The organism is Serratia sp. LACPHL-BACT-2024-00286 (genome assembly GCF_043109535.1).
GTDB classification, from domain to species: domain Bacteria; phylum Pseudomonadota; class Gammaproteobacteria; order Enterobacterales; family Enterobacteriaceae; genus Serratia; species Serratia sarumanii.
On record NZ_JBICNA010000004.1, the window covers coordinates 12,241 to 27,464 of the forward strand.

The following is a 15,224-nucleotide window of genomic DNA, read 5'->3' on the forward strand; positions in this document are numbered from 1 at the left end:
GCGGTTATTTCGCCTTCAGCACTTTCACCCGATAACGTCCGTCCGCCTGACGATAGGCGCCGTGAATATCGGTTTCAAAGCCCGGATAATGCGCGCCGATTTCGCACAGCATCTGCAGGAACTCCAGCACCGGCCGGCTCTCCTCGGTCAGCATTTCGCCCGGCATCACCAGCGGCACGCCCGGTGGGTATGGGAGGATCATATTGGCGTTGACCTTGCCGACCATCTCTTCCAGATAAACCTCTTCCACTTCGCCGTGCAGCTCTTTCTGGAACGCCTGGTATGGGTTCATCACCATGGTTGGCAGCACTTCGAACGCGCGGTACATCAGGTCCGGCAGGTTGTGCTGCTCCACCAGGCGGTGAATGTTCTGCGCCAGATCCTGAATGCGCATGTTTTCATAGAAATCAGGCGCTTCGTGATACAGCGAAGGCAGCATGTTTTTCACCCGCAGGTTCAGATCGAACGAGCGTTTGAAGTCGGTCATCGCGCGCAGCAGGCTGAGCGCCTTGGTTTTGTCGATGCCGATGCTGAACAGGAACAGCAGGTTGTACGGCCCGGTTTTCTCGACGATGATGCCGCGTTCGTCGAGGTATTTCGCCACGATGCTGGCCGGGATGCCGAACGGCTGCATCTCGCCTTCCTTGCTCATCCCCGGCGTCAGAATGGTGACCTTGATCGGGTCGAGATACATGTGTTCGTTATCGATGTTCTTGAAGCCGTGCCAGGCGCTGTCGGAACGCAGCGGCCAGCATTCCGGCTCATCGATATGCTCCGGCTGCCAGACGTCGAAGAACCAGCCGTCGGACTCGACTTTCAGGCGTTTAATCTCTTTGCGGAACTTGATCGCGCGCTCGATAGAGCCGTTGATCAGGCGCTTGCCGGCGTTGCCTTTCATCATCGCCGCGGCGGTTTCGGTCGACGCCACGATGCCGTAGTGCGGCGAGGTGGTGGTGTGCATCATGTAGGCTTCGTTGAAGGTTTCTTCGTTGATGTCGCCCTTCACGTGAATCATCGAAGCCTGCGAGAAGGCCGCCAGCAGTTTGTGGGTGGACTGGGTTTCATAGATCACCTTGCCCTCCACGCGGCCGCCGCTCATGCCGCACTTGCCTTTATAGATCGGGTGGAAGTTGGTGTAAGGCACCCAGGCGGAATCGAAGTGGATAGACTTCACGTCCAGGGTGTTCTTGATAAAGTCGGTGTTGTACAGCAGGCCGTCATAGGTGGAGTTGGTGATCACCGCGTGTACCGGCCAGGTGGCGTTCGGGGTCTCCTTCACGCGTTTGGCGATGGTGGCGCGCTGGAACTCGCTCTGCGGAATGCCGCCGAGGATGCCGTAGGCGTTGCGGGTCGGGCGGAAGTAGATCGGCGTGATGTCGCTCATCATCATCAGGTGAGTCAGTGACTTGTGGCAGTTACGGTCAATCAGCACCGTGCTGCCCGCCGGCGCCGAATACATGCCGACGATCTTGTTGGCGGTGGAGGTACCGTTGGTGACCATGTAGCTGCGTTCGGCGTTGAACACGCGGGAAATGTACTCTTCCGCCTCTTTGTGCGGGCCGGAGTGATCCAGCAGCGATCCCAGTTCGGACACCGAAATCGAGATATCCGACTTCATGGTGTTCGGGCCGAAGAAATCGTAGAACAGGCTGCCCACCGGGCTTTTCTGGAATGCGGTGCCGCCCATGTGGCCCGGCGTACAGAAGGTGTATTTGCCTTCGCGCACGTATTTGAACAGCGCCTTGGTCAACGGCGGCAGGATGGTGTCGATGTACTCGTCGGTGTTCTGTTTGATCTTGGCGGCGATGTCGGTTGCCGCGCCGAGCGCATATTCGAAGAAGCGCACCTGCATGCGCAGATCGTTCAGGCTGACGTCCAGCGTCGAATAGGTGTTGGCGAACGCGTACAGCGGCATGTATTCGTTCAGCTGGCTGATCTCTTCGCACAGCTCCAGGTTGTATTTGTCCCAGTCGAAGATCACCCCGCACAAGCGGGCGTTGTTCTCGATCAGTTTCAGCAGGTCTTCGCGATCGTTAGGGTAAACGATGCGGAAATCCAGACTTTCCAGCGCCTGATGCAGTTCACGGATAGGCTCTTCTTTGAAGTAGACACCCATGTGATTCATGATGGCGATAACGTTCATATGCATTTCTCCTGGCAAAGCAAGCCCCTTCCCGTCGCGGCTGACAGGTCGGAAAGAAAGGGGCTGGGTAAATTCAGTCGGTCAGCGGACGCGAATCAGTGCGCTTTGGCCGTGGTGTTTTCATCGACCGCCGCGGCGTTGGCAGCCTGGCGGGTATTCATTTTCCGGGCGTAGAACATCAGGATAATCAGGCTGATGATAAAGGTGCCGGACAGTTCGAATGAGTTGGCGCCCATCAGCGCGATGAAGCAGAAACCGCAGCCGCACACCGAAGCGATCAGGCTCAGCAGGTTGCGCACGTTGACCCCTTCGAAGCGGATCAGGTCTACGCAAGAGTAGAAGTAAGGCAGCATGGTCAGCAGCACCGCGATGCCGGTCAGTTCGCCGAACAGGTCGGACGCTTTGCCGCCGGCGGAGCTCATCAGGGTGATCAGCACCATCAGCGCGGTCATTTTGCAGCCGGCCAGCAGCAGGCCTTTCTTCGGAATGCCGTTTTTATCCAGCTCGCCGTACACTTTCGGGAAGTTGCCGTCGTTGGCGGCGCGTACCCCGGCCTGGCCGACCAGCATCATCCACGAACCGAGCGACGTCAGGCAGGCGAAGGCAGTGAAGGCGGAAACCATCGGTGCTGCCCAGTTGCCCATAATCGCCGAGGCGCTGATGGCGAACGGCGCGCCGCTGGCGGCCATTTCAGACGCCGGGAACATACCGCTGATCACCTGAGTGGCGGCGATGTAGATAATGCCCGCCAGGCCGGTGCCGAGCATGGTCGCCAGCGGCACGGTGCGTTTCGGGTTTTTCACCATGCCGGTGCTGACCGCTGCGGATTCCACACCGATAAATGCCCACAGGCACAGCAGGATACTTTTAATCACCGCATGGCTGTCGGTGGTACCGGAGGTATTCCAGTTAGCCTGGTAGGTGGCGACGTCAAACCAGTGCCAGCCGAGGGTGGCAGTCACGATCACCGGGATCAGCACCAGCACCAGGCCCAGGGTGGTCAAACGGCTGACCCAGGTTCCGCCCAGCATGTTCACGAAGGTGAAGATCCATACGATGGCGATACAGGCGATGCCGGCAGGTACCGGGTTATTCAGCGCCGGGAAGAAGGTGGAGAGATAAGAAACGGCGGTAATGCCGATGGCCAGGTTACCGATCCAGTTGGCATGGTAATAAAGCACGCCGGTCTGGAAACCGAAGGCCGGGGAAATTTCACCCGCGTAGGCGATAGGGCCGCCCTGCTGCGGGTTTTTGGTGGCGAGGCGGGCATACACATAGGCCAGCGACATCGCCCCGATAATCGAGATCACCCATCCCCAAATGGCGATAGATCCGAGACTCGCCAGGTTGGCGGGCAATAAGGCAATCCCGCTCCCCATCATATTACCGGCGACGACGCCGGTGCAGGCAATAAGCCCTATTTTCTTGGGTGAAGCCATGGTCAGTTTCTCCTGATTTACGTTTCTTATAAGCCACACCCATAAATGAAAGATTTTAATGAGCCGGCTTGATAGTCAGGATGCTAACCATCGGGGGGAATAAAGTCCTAAAGATAAAGTGAGATTACGCTCATGATCATACAAATGATAACCTGAGGTTTTTCATTAACACATCAAGATAAAAAGGTAAGCTAAAGAAAAGATAAACATCATTTAAAAACAGCAAAATAGCGAGGTTAATCACGCATAACAAACGGCAAAAAAAGAGCAATATTGCGCAGAAAAATAATACATTCATGCAACATGGCTTTACCAATAAATAACGCCGCCATGATCCCGGAGAATAATGGCAGCGTGATAGCGGTTAATTATTGGCGCTGATAGTTATTTAAATAAGGCACCACGTTGGTCAATGACGTCTGGAATACGCCATTGGTGATCCAATGCAATGTGTCTTCGCCGGGGCGAAGATTGAATGCGGTAATATAAGAATCCGCCGCCAAATGGTTCTGCCCCTGCATTTCATACACTTTCCCCAGCAGCACATAATTCAGCCACGACATTTGCAATTCAATCCCCAGATCGATCGCCCGGTGCGCCTCGTCAATGCGCCCCTGCGTCAATGCATCTACCGCCAGAACTTGCTGCATGATTGGCGTGTTTTTCAATTCCGGGATGGTCGCCAGATGGCTGATATCGGCGCGCAGTTGCGCCAAGGCCTGGCTGTCGAACGGTTGATAAGAATTGCGCAGCAGGTCCACCAGCGCTTTTTCCGCCAGCAGGTAGTGGAAGTTCGGCGCGCTTTTAATCAACTCGCTCAGCTGGGCGCTGGCGCGGGTCAACGAATCGGCGTCGCCGTGGATCAGCAACTGATGCGCCTGGTAGAAACGCTGCAGCAGCGGCCCGTTGTCGGGCAGCAGCTGCGCCAGACGCTGCTCCAGCTGTGGCGGCCAGGGCTGCTTCAGCGCTGCGGACAGGCTGGAGAGGAAGTCGGTCTGGATCTTCAGCTGGTTATCGGCGGTAATGAAGTAACGCTTGTCCAGCATGACTGAGCTGTCGGCGTTATCCACCAACCGCACGGACAGGAAACACTGCTGGGCGCGGTAGTGGCGCTGATTGACGAACTCGATATACAGCGACTTGCCCGAGTTGCTGGGGCCGGAATAGTTGTAGTTGGTCTGGTCGTGCACCAGGAAGGTCGAGTAGGTGTTCAGCGAATCGGTGATCAGCTCGCTGACGCCCACCACATAGGAGAGCTGCGGCATCCAGTTGCTGCAGCTCTCGCCGCCCTGGATGCGAATATCGATATCGCGCGGGTTGAGCAGCACCGGCATGGTCGATACCGGCACGCGCTGCGACAGCGTGGCGATGCCGACAAACGCCACGCAGACGCTGAGCGCCGCCAGAAACGCCAGCCACACCCAGAAGGTCGAGCGGCGATAAAAGCGCGGCTTCTTTTCGCCGGGCGCGGCAACCGGCGCGCTTGCCCGGCGCGGCGGCACATACGGCGTCTCGTCTTCCTCGCTGCCGTCTTCCGGTTCATGCATGATCACCGCAATCTGCGGCGCCGGTGCGGGAGCGGGTTGCGTCTCCCCCTCTTCACACCAGATCACCGACGTCGCCAGCTTATACCCGCGCTTGGGCACGGTGATAATGTATTCCGGGCTGTCGCTGTCGCCGTCTTTCAGGTATTTGCGCAGCTCCGAAATACATTGGGTCACCACGTGGTTGGTGACGATATTGCGCTTCCAGACGTTGTCGATCAGCTCGTCGCGGCTCAGCACCACGTCGGGATGGCGGGCGAAATAGCACAGCATGTCTATCAGGCGCGGTTCCAGCGTTTTTAGGCGTCCGTCGCGGCTGATGGTGTTGTCGGCAGGGGTAACCAGCCACTCCCCGACGCGAAAAGCAGGCTCTTGCATGGCGGAAATAACTCTGTAGGCATGTAGGGCAAGGGCGCGATCATAGCATAACCGCCCCCGGCTGTGGCCGCCGGGAGGCGATTAAGCCGTTAACTCTCGTATAATTCTAACGGTAAACCATCGGGATCGCTGAAAAAGGTAAAGCGGGATTGGGTGTAAGGATCGACGCGTACCGGTTCGCAGGCGACGCCGGCCGCCTGCAGATGGGCGATGGCCTGTTCGATGTCGTCAACGCTGAACGCCAAATGGCGCAGGCCGCAGGCCTCCGGGCGGCTGACGCGAGCCGGCGGCGAAGGGAAAGAAAACAGCTCGATGGCGTATTGCCCGTTGAGCGCCAGATCCGCTTTCCAGGAGTCGCGCTCCTCGCGGTAGACCTCGCTCAGCAGGGTGAATCCGAGAATGTCGCAGTAAAAACGCTTGCTGGCGGCGTAATCCGCGCCAATGATCGCGATATGGTGTACCTGACGTAACGCCAGCATGGCGGCCTCTCCTGTTCGGTCTGATGAGGCAAGGTATCCGGCGGCGGTGATGCCGTCAACGGTCAATCTTTTCTGCTGTTCTCCCCCATTTGCGCTCTCATACAATCCCGCCGTAACATTCAAATTATTTTTGATAATTACAATGCGAAATTATATTAGTATTGAATTTATTTGCCGCCTATTCACGCCATGACGGCAACAAAACTCACCTGAATAAAGGAACAGGTATGAAAATGCGCCCCGGCGTCATCGGTTCGTTAATGTGTATTTCCACTTCGGTTTGGGCAACGACGGCGCCCGTTTGCGTAAAAACAGACCGGCTCCAAATCGAGGGGTTGTTCGAGCAGTGGAATACCGCTTTACAGAGTGGAGAAGCGCGAAAAGTCGCAAATACTTATCTAGACGATGCGGTGTTGCTCCCCACGCTTTCCAACAAGATGCGGCTGACGAATGCCGAACGGGTGGATTACTTCAGACATTTTCTGGCGAAAAGACCGGTGGGCAACATTAAAAGCCGCACCATACGCCTTGGCTGCAACACCGCGATAGATACCGGTATCTATGCCTTTACGTTCGCAGACAAATCGACGGTATCGGCGCGTTATACCTTTACCTATGCCTGGGACGGTGACGAGTGGAAAATCTCCACTCATCACTCCTCCGTCATGCCGGAAAGCTGACCGCCAGAAACCGCGCTACGCCCGATATCAGGAAGGCTTCAACACCTTCACCAGATAGCGCCCGTCCTCCGTCAGCCTGGCGCCGTGGATGTCGGTTTCAAAACCGGGATAGCGCTCGCCGATCGAGCACAACATCAGCAGAAAATCGAGCACCGCCCGGCTCTCTTCGGTAATCATTTCCCCCGGCATCACCAGCGGCACGCCCGGCGGATACGGCAGGATCATATTGGCCGCCACCTTGCCCACCAGCTGATCCAGCTCACAGGTTTCCACGTTGCCCCGCACCTGCTCCTGGAACATCTGGTGCGGCGTCAGCTTCATTTCCGGCAGCACGTCGAACGCCCGCTGCATCAGGCGCGGCAGATCGTGCTGGCAGATCAGGCGATGAATGCCGGCGGCCAGATCCTGAATGCGCATGTTGCGATAGAAATCCGGATCCTCGGCGTACAGATCCGGCAGCATGTTCTTCACCCGCAGGTTGAGATCGTAGGCGCGCTTGAAGTCGGTCAGGCCGCGCAGCAGGCTCATCGCCTTGGTTTTGTCGATGCCGATGCTGAACAGGAACAGCAGGTTGTACGGCCCGGTCTTCTCCACCACGATGCCGCGCTCGTCGAGGTACTTCGCCACCAGCGCCGCCGGGATCCCCTCCTCCTCGAGCGCACCCAGCTCGTTCATGCCCGGCGTCAGGATCGTCACCTTGATCGGATCGAGGTACATGTGATCGCGATCGGTCTGGCCGAAACCGTGCCAGTTGTCGTCCGGATCCAGTGGCCAGCATTGCGCTTCATCGATCTCTTCCGGTTGCCAAATGTCGAAGAACCAACTATCGCTCTCCTCGCGCAGCCGCTGCACTTCACGGCGAAAATGCAGCGCGCGCTCCACCGAGCGGTTGATCAAGCGGCGCCCCGGGTTGCCGCGCAGCATGGCGGCCGCGGTCTCCATCGACGCCACGATGCCGTAGTGCGGCGAGGTGGTGGTGTGCATCATGTAGGCTTCGTTGAAGGTGCTCTCGTCGTAGTCGCCCTTGATATGAATCATCGAGGCCTGCGAGAAGGCCGCCAGCAGCTTGTGCGTAGACTGGGTTTCGTAGAAAACCTTACCGGGCACCCGCTCGCCGCTCATGCCGCTCTTGCCGTCGTAAATCGGATGGAAGTTGGTGTAAGGCACCCAGGCGGAGTCAAAGTGGATCGATGGCACCTCCAGCGTCTGCTTGATGTAGTCGGTGTTGTACAGCAGGCCGTCATAGGTGGAATTGGTGATCACCGCATGCACCGGCCAGGTGGCGTTCTCGGTCTCCTGCACCCGGGCGGCGATGCTTTCGCGGGTGAACTCGCGCTGCGGAATGCCGCCGAGGATGCCGTAGGCGTTGCGCAGCGGGCGCAGATAGATCGGCACGATATCGCTCATCATCAGCAGGTGGCACAGCGATTTGTGGCAGTTGCGGTCAATCAGCACCGTGCTGCCGGCCGGCGCCGAATACATGCCGACGATCTTGTTGGCGGTGGAGGTGCCGTTGGTGACCAGATAGCTCTGCTCGGCGTTGAAGGTGCGCGCGATATACTCTTCGGCCTCCAGGTGCGGCCCGGTGTGATCCAGCAGCGAACCGAGCTCGGTAACCGAAATCGAGATGTCGGCCTTCAGGGTATTGGCGCCGAAAAAGTCATAGAACAGGCAGCCCACCGGGCTTTTTTGAAACGCGGTGCCGGCCATGTGGCCCGGCGTGCAGAAGGTGTACTTCCCTTCGCGCACATAGTTGAACAGCGCCTTGGTCAGCGGCGGCGTAATGGTATCGATGTATTCCGCGGTGTACTGCTGGATGCGCTGCGCGATATCGTCCGCCGCATTCAGGCCATACTCGAAGAAATAGAGCACCATGCGCATTTCATGCAGGCTGACGTCGAAGGTGGAATGGGTATTGATAAAGGCGTACAGCGGCAGGTATTCATTCAGCTCGTTGATTTCGCTGCACAGCTCCAGGCTGTAGTCGTCCCAGTCGAAGATCACCCCGCAAATGCGGGCATTGGCTTCGATCAGCTTCAGCAGATCACCGCTGTTTTTGGGGTACACCAGCTGGAATCCCATGGCGGCCAGCGCCGCGTGGAGCTCGCGGATCGGCTCATCTTTGTAGTAGACGCCCGTCGGGCTCATGATGGCGATGATATTCATCGGCAGCTCCTGTCAGTTAACGGCCAAGTCTCTATAACACCACGAAAATCCGGCGGTGTGTAGCCAAAAAAAAACCGCCCGGAGGCGGTTTCTTGCAGCGAAGCACAGAACTCAGCAGTAGCCGTAGTTCATCAGACGCTGGTAGCGGCGGTTGAGCAACTCTTCGTCGTTCAGGCCGTCCAGATCTTTCAGATCGGCCAGCAGCTGCGCTTTCAGCGCGGCGGCCATTGCCGGCACGTCGCGGTGCGCGGAACCCAGCGGCTCCGGGATCACCGAGTCGATCAGCTTCAGCTCTTTCAGACGCGGCGCGGTGATGCCCATCGCTTCTGCGGCCAGCGGCGCCTTATCGGCGCTCTTCCACAGAATGGAGGCACAGCCTTCCGGCGAAATCACCGAGTAGGTGCTGTACTGCAGCATGTTCACCTTATCGCCCACGCCGATCGCCAGCGCGCCGCCGGAGCCGCCTTCGCCGATGACGGTGCAGATGACCGGCACGTTCAGGCGCGACATCTCACGCAGGTTGCGCGCGATGGCTTCGGACTGGCCGCGCTCTTCCGCGCCCACGCCCGGATAAGCGCCCGGGGTATCGATAAAGGTGATGATCGGCATCTTGAAGCGCGCGGCCATTTCCATCAGGCGCAGCGCCTTGCGGTAGCCTTCCGGCGCCGGCATGCCGAAGTTGCGGCGGATCTTCTCTTTGGTTTCACGGCCTTTCTGGTGCCCGATGATCATCACCGGGCGGCCATCCAGGCGCGCAATACCGCCGACGATCGCTTTGTCGTCGGCGTAAGCGCGATCGCCCGCCAACTCTTCGAAGTCGGTAAAGATGTGTTTGATATAATCCAGGGTATAAGGACGGCGCGGGTGGCGTGCCAATTGGGCAATCTGCCAGGCCCCAAGATCGGCAAAAATCTTGCGCGTCAGCTCAACGCTCTTTTCACGCAGGCGCTGAACCTCTTCGTCCAGATTAATATCTAATTTTTCGTCTTGACGGCTGACTGCAGTCAGCGAGTCAATTTTCGCTTCCAGCTCTGCAATCGGCTGTTCAAAATCAAGAAAATTCAGACTCATAGCATTCCTATTTTAGTCAAATTCCAAGTCCACCTGCTCATTGCCTACCAACGTCCGCAAGTCGATCAACAAGCGGTCGGTGGGCGTCACGCGCCAGGTTGCGCCAAAACGCAGCTTGGCTCGTGCATCTTCCCGTTGATAGTAGAGATGCACTGGAATCGTCCCCGAGCGATGGGGTTCCAACGACTGACGGAGACGGTTCAAAAGCTGGTCATCAATTTGCCTGTCAGTCAGCGAGATAGCAAGCCCGCGAGCGTATTTTTCCCGGGCTTCACTGATGTCCATTACCTCGCGGGCCATCATTTTAAGCCCGCCGCTAAAGTCATCAAAGCTGACCTGTCCACTGGCGATAAGGATACGGTCTTTTTCCAACAAATGCTGGTATTTTTCTAACGCTTCGGTGAATAACATCACTTCCAGGCGGCCCGAACGGTCATCCAATGTACAGATGCCGATGCGGTTGCCGCGCTTGGTCACCATCACCCGCGCGGCGACCACCAGCCCGACGGCGGTGGTCATTTTGCCCCGATCCGTCGGGTGCATGTCTTTCAAACGCTGGCCACCGGCGTAACGTTCGATCTCCTTCAGGTACTGGGTGATCGGGTGGCCGGTCAGGTACAGCCCCAGCGTCTCCCGTTCCCCGTCCAGCACCACCTGCTCCGGCCAGGGCGCGATATTGGCGTAGGATTGCTCCACCTGCTCCGGCGCTTCCGCCAGCACGCCAAACATATCCACCTGGCCGATCGCTTCGGCTTTCGCATGCTGATCCGCCGCTTTCAACGCGTCGCCGAGCGAATTCATCAGCGCGGCGCGGTGCGGCCCGAGGCGATCGAACGCGCCGGACATGATCAGTTTTTCCAGAATGCGGCGGTTCAGTTTCTTGATGTCTGAGCGCGCGCAGAGATCGAACAGGTCTTTGAAGTAACCCTGCTCGCCGCTGTTGCGCGCCTCGATGATGGCTTCGATCGGCCCTTCCCCCACGCCCTTGATGGCGCCGATGCCGTAAACGATCTCGCCGTCGTCGTTGACGTGGAAGTGATACAGGCCGCTGTTGATGTCCGGCGGCAGGATCTTCAGCCCCATGCGCCAGCATTCGTCCACCAGCCCCACCACCTTATCGGTGTTGTCCATATCGGCGGTCATCACCGCCGCCATAAACTCGGCCGGGTAGTGCGCTTTCAGCCACAGCGTCTGATACGACACCAGCGCATAGGCGGCGGAGTGCGATTTGTTGAAGCCGTATCCGGCGAATTTCTCCACCAGGTCGAAGATTTTCACCGACAGTTCGCCATCGATGCCGCGCGCTTTGGCGCCATCTTCAAAGCCGCCGCGCTGCTTGGCCATTTCGACCGGGTTCTTTTTACCCATCGCACGGCGCAGCATGTCCGCGCCGCCCAGCGTATAGCCCGCCAGCACCTGGGCAATCTGCATCACCTGTTCCTGATACAGAATGATGCCATAGGTGGGTTCCAGCACCGGCTTGAGCGACTCGTGCTGCCACTGGATGTCCGGGTAGGAGATCTCTTCGCGGCCGTGCTTGCGGTCGATGAAGTTATCCACCATCCCCGACTGCAGCGGCCCCGGACGGAACAGCGCCACCAGTGCGATCATGTCTTCGAAGCAGTCGGGCTTCAGACGTTTGATCAGGTCTTTCATGCCGCGCGATTCAAGCTGGAACACCGCCGTGGTTTCCGAGCGCTGCAGCATGTCGAAGCTTTTCTTGTCGTCGAGCGGAATGGCGGCGATGTCGATCGGCTCCAGCCCGGTCTTGGCGCGCCGGGCGTTGATCATCTCCAGCGCCCAGTCGATGATGGTCAGGGTGCGCAGACCGAGGAAGTCGAACTTCACCAGCCCGGCGTATTCCACGTCGTTCTTATCGAACTGGGTCACCGGGTGCTGCCCTTCGGCGTCGCAGTACAGCGGCGCGAAGTCGGTGATTTTGGTCGGCGCTATCACCACGCCCCCGGCGTGTTTACCGGCGTTACGCGTCACCCCTTCCAGCTTGCGCGCCATGTCGATCAGCGCCTTGACCTCTTCGTCTGCCTCGTAAATTTCCGGCAGCTGCGGTTCGGCAGCGAAGGCTTTTTCCAGCGTCATGCCCGGATCCGGCGGCACCAGCTTGGAGATGCGATCGACGAAGCCGTACGGGTGCCCCAGCACGCGGCCCACGTCGCGGATAACCGCTTTCGCCGCCATGGTGCCGAAGGTGATGATCTGCGATACCGCTTCGCGGCCGTACATCTCCGCCACGTGCTCAATTACCTGGTCGCGCTTCTCCATGCAGAAGTCGACGTCGAAGTCGGGCATCGAGACACGTTCCGGGTTCAGGAAACGTTCGAACAGCAGGTCGAACTCCAGCGGATCGAGGTCGGTGATTTTCAACGCATAGGCCACCAGCGAACCGGCGCCGGAACCGCGCCCCGGGCCCACCGGCACGTTGTTGTCCTTCGACCACTGGATAAACTCCATCACGATCAGGAAGTAGCCGGGGAACCCCATCTGGTTGATCACCTTCAGCTCGACGTCCAGACGCTCGTCGTATTCCGGGCGGCGCTGCGCGCGCACTTCAGGATCGGGGAACAGGAACTCGAGACGCTCTTCCAGCCCCTCTTTCGATTTGAGTACCAGGAAGTCCTCGGTGCTCATGTCGCCGGTCGGGAACTGCGGCAGGAAGTATTCGCCGAGGCGAATGGTGACGTTGCAGCGCTTGGCGATTTCGACGCTGTTCAGCAGCGCTTCGGGGATGTCGGCGAATAGCTCGCACATCTCGTCTTCGCTGCGCATGTATTGCTGCGGGCTGTAGTTGCGCGGCCGCTTGGGATCGTCCAGCGTAAAGCCGTCGTGGATGGCGACGCGAATTTCATGGGCGTCGAAGTCATCTTCCACCAGGAAGCGCACGTCGTTGGTGGCCACCACCGGCAAACCGCGCTCGGTGGCCAGCGCCACCGCCGCATGCAGGTAGTTCTCTTCGTCCGGGCGGCCGGTGCGGATCAGTTCCAGATAGTAACAGTCCGGGAAGTACTGCTGGTAGAAGTCCAGACACTGATCCACCTGCGCCTGGTTGCCGCGCAGCAGAAACTTGCCGACGTCGCCCTGACGCGCGCCGGAGAGCAGAATCAGCCCTTCGCGATGTTCAATCAGCCAGTCGCGATCGATGATCGGGCCGGCGGCGCCGTAGCCGCGCTGATAGGCGCGGGAAATCAGCAGCGTCAGGTTCTGGTAGCCTTCGTTGTTGCTGGCCAGCACCGTCAGCTGAGCCAGCTCGTCGCCCAGCTCTTCGCTTTGCACATGGAAATCCGCGCCGATGATCGGTTTGATCCCGGCGCCGTGCGCGCTGCCGTAGAACTTCACCAATCCGCACAGGTTGGTGAAATCGGTGATTGCCAGAGCAGGCATGGCTAACGCGGCGGCTCTTTTCACCAGCGGCGCCGTCTTGGCCAATCCATCAATCATGGAATAGTCACTGTGGACGCGCAGGTGAATAAAACGAGGTTCGGCCATCTCCAGATACCTGATTGAAGGGGCTCAGCAGGCTGAACCCGGGTTAATGCTATCGTCGGGCCTGGTCAACCAGGCCCGCAGGCTACAGCGCCAGCGCCCTTTTCACCGGCGCGAAGCTGCGGCGGTGATGCTCGGTGGCGCCCAGCGCGGCCAGCCGCTCCAGGTGGAAGGCGGTCGGGTAACCCTTATGCTGCGCGAAACCGTAGTCCGGGAACTCGCTGTCCAGCGCGGCCATTTCACGATCGCGCGTGACCTTCGCCAGAATGGACGCCGCGCTGATCTCCGCCACGCGGCTGTCGCCCTTCACCACCGCCTGCGAACGCATCGGCAGGTTCGGGCAACGGTTACCGTCGATTAAAACCATGTCCGGCGCGATATGCAACCCGGCCACCGCCCGCTGCATCGCCAGCATGGTGGCGTGCAATATGTTCAGTTGGTCGATTTCCGCCGGCTCGGCGCGCCCCAGGCTCCAGGAGAGCGCCTTGGCGACAATTTCGTCATACAGCGCCAGGCGGCGTTTTTCACTGAGTTTCTTGGAATCCGCCAGCCCGACGATCGGCTGCGCCGGATCGAGGATCACGGCGGCGGTGACCACCGCGCCGACCAACGGCCCGCGGCCCACTTCGTCCATGCCGGCAATCAGCGTGGCAGCGGGATAGATAAAGGGTTCAATCATGCTTTCGCCAGCTCCAACACAGCCTGAGCGGCCTGTTCGTCCGCACCGCAACGGATGCTTTGGTGCAAGGTAAGGAAAGTCTGTTTCAGCGCTTCGGTTTGCGGGCTCTCTTCCAGCAGCGGCATCACGGCGGCGGCCAGTTTGTCCGGCACGCAGTCATGCTGCAGCAGCTCGGTAACGATCTCGCGCCCCGCCAGCAGATTCGGCAGCGAAACGTAAGGCGTTTTCACCAGCTTCTGCGCCAGCCAGAAAGTGAACGGCTTCATGCGATAGCCCACCACCATCGGGCACTTGGCCAGCATGCACTCCAGCGCCGCCGTGCCGGATGCCAGCAGCGCCGCGTCGCTGGCGATCATCGCCTCGCGCCCCTGGCCGTTCAGCAGGTGTACGGTCAGATCCGGCGCCACTTCCGCCTTGATGCGCTCAAACTGCTCGCGCCGTTTGGCGTTGACCAGCGGCACCACCACTTCCAGCTCGGGATAACGGGTGCGCAGCAGCTGCGCGGTCTTGAGGAAGTCGGCGCTCAGCATCTCGACTTCGGCGCCGCGGCTGCCCGGCAGCAACGCCAGACAGCGCGCCTGCGGATCGATGCCAAGCTGAGCGCGCGCCGCCAGCCGATCGGGCTGCAACGGCATGGCGTCCGCCATGGTGTGGCCGATAAACCGGCAGGGCACGTTGAAACGATCGTAAAACGCTTTTTCGAAAGGGAGAAAGGCCAGCACCAGATCGGTGGCTTTGCCAATTTTGAAAACGCGCTTTTGCCGCCAGGCCCACACGGAAGGGCTGACGTAGTGAATGGTACGGATACCGCGCTGCTTGAGGCGGCCTTCCAGCGTGATGTTGAAGTCCGGCGCGTCGATGCCGACAAACACGTCCGGCCGCAGCTCGCCGAAGCGGCGGGTAAGATCCTTGCGGATCTTCAACAGGCGTGGCAAACGCTCGAGCACTTCCACCACGCCCATGACCGCCAGCTCTTCCATTTCGTACCAGGCTTCACAGCCTTCGGCCTGCATCAGCGGGCCGGCGACGCCAACAAAACGCGCGTCGGGTATCTGCGCCTTGAGCGCGCGGATCAAACCGGCGCCGAGAATGTCACCGGAGGTTTCTCCGGCGACCAATCCGATAGTCAATGGACGATTCGACATAA

At 59.2% G+C, this 15,224-nt stretch carries 10 protein-coding genes; 1 reads left to right on the forward strand and 9 read right to left on the reverse strand.

Going from position 1 to position 15,224, the window contains the following annotated elements; all coding sequences use genetic code 11:
- Positions 1-4: 4 nt before the first annotated feature.
- From cadA to ACF8MC_RS12800, 4 genes are all read right to left on the reverse strand, one after another.
- Complete coding sequence (gene cadA / locus ACF8MC_RS12785; RefSeq protein ID WP_043139919.1) at positions 5-2,143, reverse strand: lysine decarboxylase CadA; 2,139 nt, start codon at positions 2,141-2,143, stop codon at positions 5-7.
- 95 nt (positions 2,144-2,238) lie between these two features.
- Positions 2,239-3,582, reverse strand: coding sequence for a cadaverine/lysine antiporter (cadB, locus tag ACF8MC_RS12790; protein ID WP_041036471.1), 1,344 nt, complete (start codon positions 3,580-3,582; stop codon positions 2,239-2,241).
- A 368-nt stretch (positions 3,583-3,950) separates the two neighbouring features.
- A complete protein-coding gene (gene cadC, locus ACF8MC_RS12795) occupies positions 3,951-5,504 on the reverse strand; it encodes a lysine decarboxylation/transport transcriptional activator CadC (protein WP_041036473.1) in 1,554 nt (517 codons plus the stop codon).
- Between the two features lie 89 nt (positions 5,505-5,593).
- Complete coding sequence (locus ACF8MC_RS12800) at positions 5,594-5,983, reverse strand: VOC family protein (RefSeq protein WP_164105737.1); 390 nt, start codon at positions 5,981-5,983, stop codon at positions 5,594-5,596.
- 227 nt (positions 5,984-6,210) lie between these two features.
- On the opposite strand from ACF8MC_RS12800, the gene ACF8MC_RS12805 reads away from it, so the two are divergent.
- Entirely contained in the window at positions 6,211-6,663 is a 453-nt protein-coding gene (locus ACF8MC_RS12805; RefSeq protein WP_197803296.1) for an SgcJ/EcaC family oxidoreductase, read from the forward strand.
- 27 nt (positions 6,664-6,690) lie between these two features.
- Here ACF8MC_RS12805 and ACF8MC_RS12810 read toward each other — a convergent pair whose 3' ends face one another.
- The 5 genes from ACF8MC_RS12810 to lpxB form a co-directional block, all read right to left on the reverse strand.
- Positions 6,691-8,829, reverse strand: a complete 2,139-nt coding sequence (locus ACF8MC_RS12810; protein ID WP_164105739.1) for a lysine decarboxylase LdcC — start codon at positions 8,827-8,829, stop codon at positions 6,691-6,693.
- Positions 8,830-8,940: 111 nt separating this feature from the next.
- On the reverse strand, positions 8,941-9,900 hold the full coding sequence (gene accA, locus ACF8MC_RS12815) for an acetyl-CoA carboxylase carboxyl transferase subunit alpha (RefSeq protein WP_004931972.1): 960 nt from the start codon (positions 9,898-9,900) through the stop codon (positions 8,941-8,943).
- 12 nt (positions 9,901-9,912) lie between these two features.
- On the reverse strand, positions 9,913-13,401 hold the full coding sequence (dnaE, locus tag ACF8MC_RS12820) for a DNA polymerase III subunit alpha (RefSeq protein ID WP_060388404.1): 3,489 nt from the start codon (positions 13,399-13,401) through the stop codon (positions 9,913-9,915).
- An 82-nt stretch (positions 13,402-13,483) separates the two neighbouring features.
- On the reverse strand, positions 13,484-14,077 hold the full coding sequence (gene rnhB / locus ACF8MC_RS12825) for a ribonuclease HII (RefSeq protein ID WP_060438376.1): 594 nt from the start codon (positions 14,075-14,077) through the stop codon (positions 13,484-13,486).
- Complete coding sequence (gene lpxB, locus ACF8MC_RS12830; RefSeq protein WP_033635734.1) at positions 14,074-15,222, reverse strand: lipid-A-disaccharide synthase; 1,149 nt, start codon at positions 15,220-15,222, stop codon at positions 14,074-14,076. Before lpxB ends, rnhB begins: the two co-directional genes overlap by 4 nt.
- Positions 15,223-15,224 lie beyond the last annotated feature (2 nt).